Source organism: Burkholderia sp. RS01, from assembly GCF_039748055.1.
Classification (GTDB): domain Bacteria; phylum Actinomycetota; class Actinomycetes; order Actinomycetales; family Micrococcaceae; genus Arthrobacter.
In genome coordinates this window covers 219480-227068 of the sequence record NZ_JBDLAK010000005.1, presented here as the reverse complement: position 1 = coordinate 227068, position 7589 = coordinate 219480, and the positions used below count along the sequence as shown (strand labels likewise).

The following is a 7589-nucleotide window of genomic DNA, read 5'->3' as shown; positions in this document are numbered from 1 at the left end:
GGCGGGGGGGCGGGCCCCGCTGTTTTCACACAACACCAACCCCATTATTTGCCCCTCGCCTCCTGTGGGGGGGGCCCGGCCCCCCCCCCCCCCCCCCCCACACTGGTCAGACATGTGGGCGAAATCCCGCGGGGGACGGTAAGCTCTACACCGAGTAGTAAAACTTTTAGTGTGCCCGGGAAGCTTCGCGCCTCCTTGGCAACAGCAACAAGTAGGAAGGGCCGTCTGTGAGTTCGCAGAACCGAACCGGCAGCCGACGCAAAACGATCACCTCGATCTCTGGCTTGGCAATTGCCGGCGCGTTGGTTTTGACTGGATGTTCGCCAGAGGTAACGAAGGGGTGGCTGCCTACAGAGCGTGGCACCACCAATCACACTGACCGCATCATGGACCTCTGGGTCAACTCATGGATTGCCGCCCTCGTGGTGGGCATCATCACCTGGGGACTCATTGTCTGGTGCATCGTCGCCTACCGGCGCCGCAAGGGTACCGTGGGCTTCCCCCGGCAGACCAGCTTCAACCTTCCCCTTGAGGTCTTCTACCTGACCATCCCGCTCTTCATGGTGCTGGTGTTCTTCTACTTCACCGACCGTGACCAGCAGGCCATCGATGACCGCTCCAAGCCCGCCGACGTCGTTGTTGACGTCCGCGGCAAGCAGTGGGCCTGGGACTTTAACTACAAGCAGGGCGACGTCGTCACCGGGGACGTCCACGAAGCCGGTGTCCAGGCGCACCTGACCGGCAAGGAAGTGGACAAGGAAAAGCTGCCCACGCTGTACCTGCCCGTCAACAAGTCGGTTGATCTTGAACTGAACTCCCGCGACGTCATCCACTCCTTCTGGGTTCCGGCCTTCCTGCAGAAGCGGGACATGATCCCGGGCAAGACCAACTACATCCGGTTCACGCCCACCAAAGAGGGAACCTACGACGGCAAGTGTGCCGAACTCTGCGGTGAGTACCACTCCGAAATGCTGTTCCGCGTGAAGGTCGTGTCCGAGTCCGAATTCCAGGCTCACCTGACCCAGCTGCGCCAGGACGGCAACACGGGCCTGCTCGGCGAAGAGTACGACCGCAACCCGAACCTGAACGAAACAAAGTAAGGGGAGCGACGTGGCTACTTACACACAATCCGCACCTGTCGGGACCCTTGGCGCTCCCGTAGTTCCTAAGTCCAAGGGACGCATCGTCGTCAACTGGATCACCTCCACTGACCACAAGACCATCGGGTACATGTACCTGATCGCCTCGTTTATCTTCTTCTGCTTCGGCGGCGTGATGGCACTGCTCATCCGCGCCGAACTGTTTGAACCCGGCATGCAGATCCTGCAGACCAAGGAACAGTACAACCAGCTGTTCACCATGCACGGCACGGTCATGCTGCTCATGTTCGCCACCCCGCTGTTCGCCGGGTTCGCCAACGTCATCATGCCGCTGCAGATCGGCGCCCCCGACGTCGCCTTCCCGCGGCTGAATGCACTGGCCTTCTGGTTCTTCCTCTTCGGGTCGACCATCGCGGTGTCCGGCTTCATCACCCCGCAGGGCGCGGCATCGTTCGGCTGGTTCGCGTACGCTCCGCTGTCCAACACGACGTTCAGCCCGGGCATCGGCGGTGACCTGTGGGTCTTCGGCCTGGCGCTCTCCGGCTTCGGCACCATCCTGGGCGCGGTCAACTTCATCACCACCATCATCTGCATGCGCGCCCCGGGCATGACCATGTGGCGCATGCCCATATTCACCTGGAACACGCTGGTCACGGCCATCCTCGTGCTGATGGCCTTCCCGCCGCTGGCCGCCGCCCTGTTCGCCCTCGGAGCAGACCGCCGCTTCGGCGCCCATATCTTCGATCCGGAAAACGGCGGGGCCGTGCTCTGGCAGCACCTGTTCTGGTTCTTCGGCCACCCCGAGGTCTACATCATCGCGCTGCCGTTCTTCGGCATCGTCTCGGAAATCTTCCCGGTCTTCAGCCGCAAGCCGATCTTCGGGTACAAGGGCCTGGTCTACGCCACGATCGCCATCGCCGCGCTGTCCGTGACGGTGTGGGCGCACCACATGTACGTCACCGGCTCGGTGCTGCTGCCGTTCTTCTCGTTCATGACCATGCTCATCGCGGTGCCCACGGGCGTGAAGTTCTTCAACTGGATCGGCACCATGTGGCGCGGTTCCATCACGTTCGAGACCCCCATGCTGTGGAGCATCGGCTTCCTCATCACGTTCCTCTTCGGCGGCCTGACGGGCATCATCCTGGCCTCCCCGCCGCTGGACTTCCACGTCTCCGACTCCTACTTCGTGGTGGCGCACTTCCACTACGTGGTGTTCGGCACCGTGGTGTTCGCGATGTTCGCCGGCTTCTACTTCTGGTGGCCGAAGTGGACGGGCAAGATGCTCAACGAGCGCCTCGGCAAGATCCACTTCTGGCTCCTGTTCCTCGGCTTCCACGGCACGTTCCTGATCCAGCACTGGCTCGGCGTTGAAGGCATGCCGCGCCGCTACGCGGACTACATGCCGCAGGACAACTTCACGTGGATGAACCAGTTCTCCACCATCTCCTCGTTCGTCCTCGGCGCCTCACTGATCCCGTTCTTCTGGAACGTGTACATCACCGCGCGGAGTACGGAAAAGGTTCAGGTGGATGATCCCTGGGGCTTCGGTGCCTCGCTGGAATGGGCAACGTCCTGCCCGCCGCCACGCCACAACTTCACGTCCCTGCCCCGCATCCGCTCGGAGCGTCCGGCCCTGGACCTGCACCACCCCGAGCTCTCACAGTCACACACCATTGAGTCACCGGCACCGGCAGCAGCTGTGCTCGGCAACGCCGATCAGAAGGACACCGCGCAGTGAAGATCGAATCTTGGATTTTTGGAGCAGGAGTCTTCTTCTTCGTCCCTGTCTCAATGATTTACGGTTTCCTGACCAACTGGTCTGAGTGGGTCGGCATCCTGGGCATCCTCCTCGTGGGCGGCCTGGCCGGCATGATCGGCGCCTACCTCGGATTCACCGGCAAGCGCGTCGGCATGCGTCCCGAGGACCGCAACGACGCCGAGATCCACGAGGGCGCCGGCGAGCAGGGGCACTTCAGCCCCTGGAGCTGGTGGCCGCTGGTGCTGGGCCTGTCCTGCGCCACGGGCTTCCTGGGCCTCGCGATTGGCTTCTGGATCGTCTTCATCGCAGCGGGCATGGCTATTGTGGCCCTCGTCGGCTGGGTCTACGAGTACAGCCGCGGAGACCACGCACACTAACGCCTCAGGACACACCCTGAACGACGGCGGGGCCCCCCCATGTGGGGGGGGCGCCCGCGGGGTTTGTGGTGGGGTTTGGGGGGGGGCACGGCCCCGGCCCGGGGGGGGGGCCCCCCGGGTGGGGGGCCCCCCGCCGTCGTTGTTGTTGGTGTTGTTGGCCGTGGCCATGGCCGCATGCCGTTGGTGTCAGCCCGCCTTTTGGGACTCCAGGAGTTCGGCGAGGCCCGATAGCGCGGATTCCGCCTCCACAACGCTGCGGCCGGCCGGGAGGGCCGCTTCGGTGACGCGGAGTTCCACCTCGCAGCCGCAGTTGAAGTCGGCGGTCATGACCTCGAGCAGGGAGCGGGCGTCGACGGCGTCAATGCCGGCCTTACGGATGGTCACCGGCAGCCCGGTCTCAGTCACGGCACGCACAAAGGCCGCTGCCGGGCGGGCGTGCAGGCCAATGGCGGCAGTGACGGTTGCCTTACGAACTGGCAAGTGGACTCCTCTTCCTGGACGGAACGACGCCGTCGTCTTTTCATCTCTGACGTTAAGAATATCCGCCCGGCAGCGCCTCCGCGGCCGCCCCCGGTGCGTGGTCTAGACCTGACAGGCGAATGGCCTAACCTTGAAATGTGAACATGCATTCCAGGAGCAACGACTGTGGCCGCTAATGCTGCCGGCATTGCCGGCGAAATCGACAGGAAAAGCGGAACCCCCATCTACGTCCAGCTTCGCGAGATCCTCAGGACGTATATCGCCACCTCGTGCCCGCCCGGCTCCGGCCTGCCGTCGGAGCGCGACCTGGCGGAGCGCTTCGGGCTGGCTCGGATGACCGTCCGGCAAGCCATTGATGCGCTCGTGGGGGAGGAGGTCATTGAACGGGTGGTGGGGCTCGGTACGTTTGTCCGCAAGCCCAAACTTGATCTCCAGGTCAAGCTCACGTCCTACAGCGAGGAAATGCAGCGCCGCGGAATGGTGCCGGCCGCCAAAGTGCTGAGTTTTGAGCAGATCGCCGCCAGTGCCTTCCTCGCGCGCGAGTTGCAGGTGGAGGAGGGAACGCCCCTGGTGCGGTTCCGGCGCCTCCTGCTGGCCGATAACGAGCCAATGAGCGTGGATGAGAATTTCATCCCCGCGCACCGGGTGCCGGGCCTGCTGGACGGGGAGCCGCCCACCTCGCTGTATAACGTCCTCAGCGAACAGTTCGGCCTGGTCATGGAATGGGGCGAGGACATGATCGAAGCTACGGCCGCCTCGCCCTCCACTGCGCGGCTGTTGAACGTTGAAATAGGCTCCCCGCTGCTGAAGATCCAAAGGCACGCGTTCGTTGCGCGAGCCATGGTGGACTATTCCGTCTCCTACTACCGTGCCGACCGCTATAAGCTCTGGGTGCCGCTGCAGCGGCCCGGCATCCGGCCCGCGCGAAACTACGCCTCGGGGTACCGCCACCAATAGCCGGTTCCGCCCGGGAGGACTCGCCTGGCGGCGCACCGGGCGAGCAATGAACGCGACACAGAAAAGGCCCGGTCCAAAGCGGACCGGACCTTTTCTGTGTGCTGACCGTGACTAGCGGCAGGGCTAGTGGCTGAGCGTCTTGTGCGCCTCGCCGGCTTCCACTGCCTCGTGGTGGCCGTGGCCGGCCTCGAGTTCAGCGGGCGATGCCGGAGCAACCCTGTCCTCGAAGAACCACTGCGACAGCTTCGCCCGCCGGTTTTCCTTGCGGGTGACGACGCCGTTTTCGTTCGGCTCCGCAGGAAGGGGAAGTGGGGACTCGAAGCCGACGAGCTTGTAGCGCTTGTACTCGTCGAGGGGGGCGTGGACTTCGATGAACTCCCCGTGCGGCAGGCGCACTATGCGTCCGGTCTCCCGGCCGTGGAGGGCAATTTCGCGGTCCTTGCGCTGCAGGGCCAGGGCAACGCGCTTCGTGACGACGAAGGCGATGATCGGGCCGATGAAGAACAGTGCGCGCAGCCAGTACGTGACGTCGTTCAGTGCCACGTGGAAATGCGTTGCGATGAGGTCCGAGCTGGCGGCCGCCCACATGACGCAGTAGAACGTGAACCCGGCCATGCCGATGGCGGTACGGGTCGGTGCGTTGCGGGGACGGTCCAGGACATGGTGCTCGCGGTTGTCCTTGGTGATCCAGCGTTCGATCCACGGGTAGGTGAAGAGCACCGTGAACACGAGCCCGGCCGGAACGAGCGCCGGAAGCAGTACGTTCAGCGTCAGGACGTGGCCGAAGATGACGTATTCAAAGTGGAAGTCGCCGATCACACCGGGCATGAGGCGCAGTGCACCATCAACCCAGCCGATGTACCAGTCAGGCTGCGTGCCTGCGGACACGGGGGAGGGATCGTAAGGACCGTAGTTCCAGATGGGGTTGATCGTGAAGAACGCGGCCATCAGTGCGACCACACCAAACACGATGAAGAAGAAACCACCGGCCTTGGCTGCGTAAACCGGGCCGAGCGGGTAACCGACGACGTTGCCGTCGTTCCGGCCCGGGCCGGGGTACTGGGTGTGCTTGTGCACAACCACCATGAAGAGGTGCAGCACGATCATCAGCAGGATCAGGGCCGGCACCAGCAGGATGTGCAGCATGTACAGGCGGCCGATGATCATCGTGCCGGGGAACTCGCCACCAAAGAGGAAGAACGAGATGTACGTGCCGATGACCGGAATGGACTTGATGACGCCGTCGATGATGCGCAGGCCGTTACCGGACAGCAGGTCATCGGGGAGGGAGTAACCGGTGAAGCCGGCGGCCATGGAGAGGATGAGCAGGACGCCGCCCACCACCCAGTTGAGCTCGCGCGGCTTGCGGAACGCGCCGGTGAAGAACACGCGCAGCATGTGCACGGAGACGGAGGCAACGAACAGCAGCGCCGCCCAGTGGTGGACCTGGCGCATGAACAGGCCGCCGCGGACATCAAAGGAGATGTTCAGCGAGGAGCTGTACGCGACTGACATTTCGACGTTCTTCAGCGGCGTGTACGAGCCGGTGTAGTGCGTCTCGGCCATGGACGGGTCGAAGAAGAACGTCAGGAACGTTCCCGTCATCAGCAGGATGACGAACGAATACAACGCCACTTCACCGAACATGAAGGACCAGTGGTCAGGGAAGACCTTCCGGCCAAACTCACGAAGAATTCCCGAGCCGCCGACGCGTTCGTCGACGAAATCTGTAATTCGGCCGACTTTGGTCTTGGCTACGTAGGCGGGGGCTTCAGCCGTTGACGCTGCGCTCATGCTCATCACGCTCCCAGTAACTTGGTCCTACAGGTTCTTTGAAGTCGCTCGTAGCGACCAGGTAGCCCTCATCGTCAACTGCGATGGGCAGCTGGGGGAGGGGACGGCTGGCCGGGCCAAAGATAACCTTGCATTCCTTGGTGAGGTCGAAGGTCGACTGGTGGCACGGGCACAGCAGGTGGTGCGTCTGCTGCTCATACAGTGCAACAGGGCATCCGACGTGGGTGCAGATCTTGGAGTACGCGACGATGCCGTTGTAGCCCCAGTTCTCCCGGCCGGGAGACGGGTTGAGCGAAGCCGGATCGAGGCGCATGAGCAGAACGACGGCCTTGGCCTTCTCGTTCAGCTTGCCTTCGTGGAGTTCGTTCAGCCCTTCCGGGATGACGTGGAAGGCCGAACCGATGGTGACATCCGAGGCCTTGATGGGCGTTCCGTCGGGGTCGCGGGTCAGGCGCTTGAGCTTGCCCTCCTGCGGGGCCCACATGGTGTGCGCCAGCTTGTCGTCAGGCCGGGGACCAAGGTCGCCGAAGACTGCCAGGGCCGGGAGCGGTGCCAGAGCCACGGCACCGAGCAGGGTGTTCCGGATGAGGGGACGGCGCTTGATGCCCGTTTCCTCGACGATGTCGTCAACGATGCGCACCGCTGCCTGGCGGTCGTCTTCCTCGCGGATTGCGTGACGTTCCTCGGATACTTCGTGGTCCGGCATCAGGGCCTTGGCCCAGTGCACAATGCCCGTACCGATGCCAAGCATCGCGAAGGCCGTGCCCACGCCGAGGAGCGCGTTCTGCAGCCGGATCGTAGCGATCGTTGAGTCACTGCCCAGGTCAATAGCGAAGTACGCCACCAGGAAGATCACGGTGCCAACGACCGACGTGCCGAACAGAATGGCTACCTGCCGTTCTGCTCGCTTTGCGGCCTTCGGGTCCGTGTCAGCCAGGCGCAAACGGTGCGGGGGAATTCCAGGATCCTGGAACTTCTCCACCTCATTCTGACCAGCCGTAGCTACGGTGCCCGAGTGGTTCGGACTGCCGTCACTATGGTTGCCCATGATTCGCCTCATCCTTCTCTCGTCTCGGCGTTGCCGAGTTAATGTTCAATTTCAAACCTGCTGAGCGGTCAGCA

General features: G+C 63.3%; 7 protein-coding genes. 4 read left to right on the top strand and 3 right to left on the bottom strand.

All coding sequences use genetic code 11. The features are described 5' to 3' along the window. Nucleotides 1–227 precede the first annotated feature (227 nt). From coxB to ABFP37_RS07180, 3 genes are read left to right on the top strand one after another with little or no spacing between them, the layout of a single operon-like run. Nucleotides 228–1100: a cytochrome c oxidase subunit II gene (gene coxB / locus ABFP37_RS07190; RefSeq protein ID WP_078027828.1), complete on the top strand. Its 873-nt coding sequence runs from the start codon at nt 228–230 to the stop codon at nt 1098–1100. 10 nt (nt 1101–1110) lie between these two features. Further along, on the top strand, nt 1111–2838 hold the full coding sequence (gene ctaD / locus ABFP37_RS07185) for a cytochrome c oxidase subunit I (RefSeq protein WP_347033114.1): 1728 nt from the start codon (nt 1111–1113) through the stop codon (nt 2836–2838). After that, nucleotides 2835–3236: a cytochrome c oxidase subunit 4 gene (locus ABFP37_RS07180; protein WP_078027827.1), complete on the top strand. Its 402-nt coding sequence runs from the start codon at nt 2835–2837 to the stop codon at nt 3234–3236. The genes ctaD and ABFP37_RS07180 overlap by 4 nt, the downstream gene beginning before the upstream one ends. 186 nt (nt 3237–3422) lie before the next feature. On the opposite strand, the gene ABFP37_RS07175 is transcribed toward ABFP37_RS07180, so the two are convergent. Beyond that, on the bottom strand, nt 3423–3716 hold the full coding sequence (locus ABFP37_RS07175; protein WP_347033113.1) for an HPr family phosphocarrier protein: 294 nt from the start codon (nt 3714–3716) through the stop codon (nt 3423–3425). A gap of 165 nt (nt 3717–3881) precedes the next feature. Here ABFP37_RS07175 and ABFP37_RS07170 point away from each other — a divergent pair, with 165 nt between their 5' ends. Further along, nucleotides 3882–4673 (top strand): GntR family transcriptional regulator, encoded by a 792-nt coding sequence (locus ABFP37_RS07170; protein ID WP_078027825.1) that lies wholly within the window; start codon nt 3882–3884, stop codon nt 4671–4673. Between the two features lie 123 nt (nt 4674–4796). Here the strand turns inward: ABFP37_RS07170 and ABFP37_RS07165 are convergent, their stop codons facing one another. Both ABFP37_RS07165 and ABFP37_RS07160 read right to left on the bottom strand, forming a co-directional pair. After that, nucleotides 4797–6467 (bottom strand): cytochrome bc complex cytochrome b subunit, encoded by a 1671-nt coding sequence (locus ABFP37_RS07165; protein ID WP_078027824.1) that lies wholly within the window; start codon nt 6465–6467, stop codon nt 4797–4799. Further along, nucleotides 6445–7515 (bottom strand): Rieske 2Fe-2S domain-containing protein, encoded by a 1071-nt coding sequence (locus tag ABFP37_RS07160; RefSeq protein ID WP_078027823.1) that lies wholly within the window; start codon nt 7513–7515, stop codon nt 6445–6447. Before ABFP37_RS07160 ends, ABFP37_RS07165 begins: the two co-directional genes overlap by 23 nt. Nucleotides 7516–7589: the final 74 nt, after the last annotated feature.

What these genes read in the sequence shown, in the direction of transcription:
- ABFP37_RS07165 (WP_078027824.1), bottom strand. Translation starts at nt 6,467, where the DNA reads ATGAGCGCAGCGTCAACGGCTGAAGCCCCCGCCTACGTAGCCAAGACC.
- ABFP37_RS07160 (WP_078027823.1), bottom strand. Translation starts at nt 7,515, where the DNA reads ATGGGCAACCATAGTGACGGCAGTCCGAACCACTCGGGCACCGTAGCT.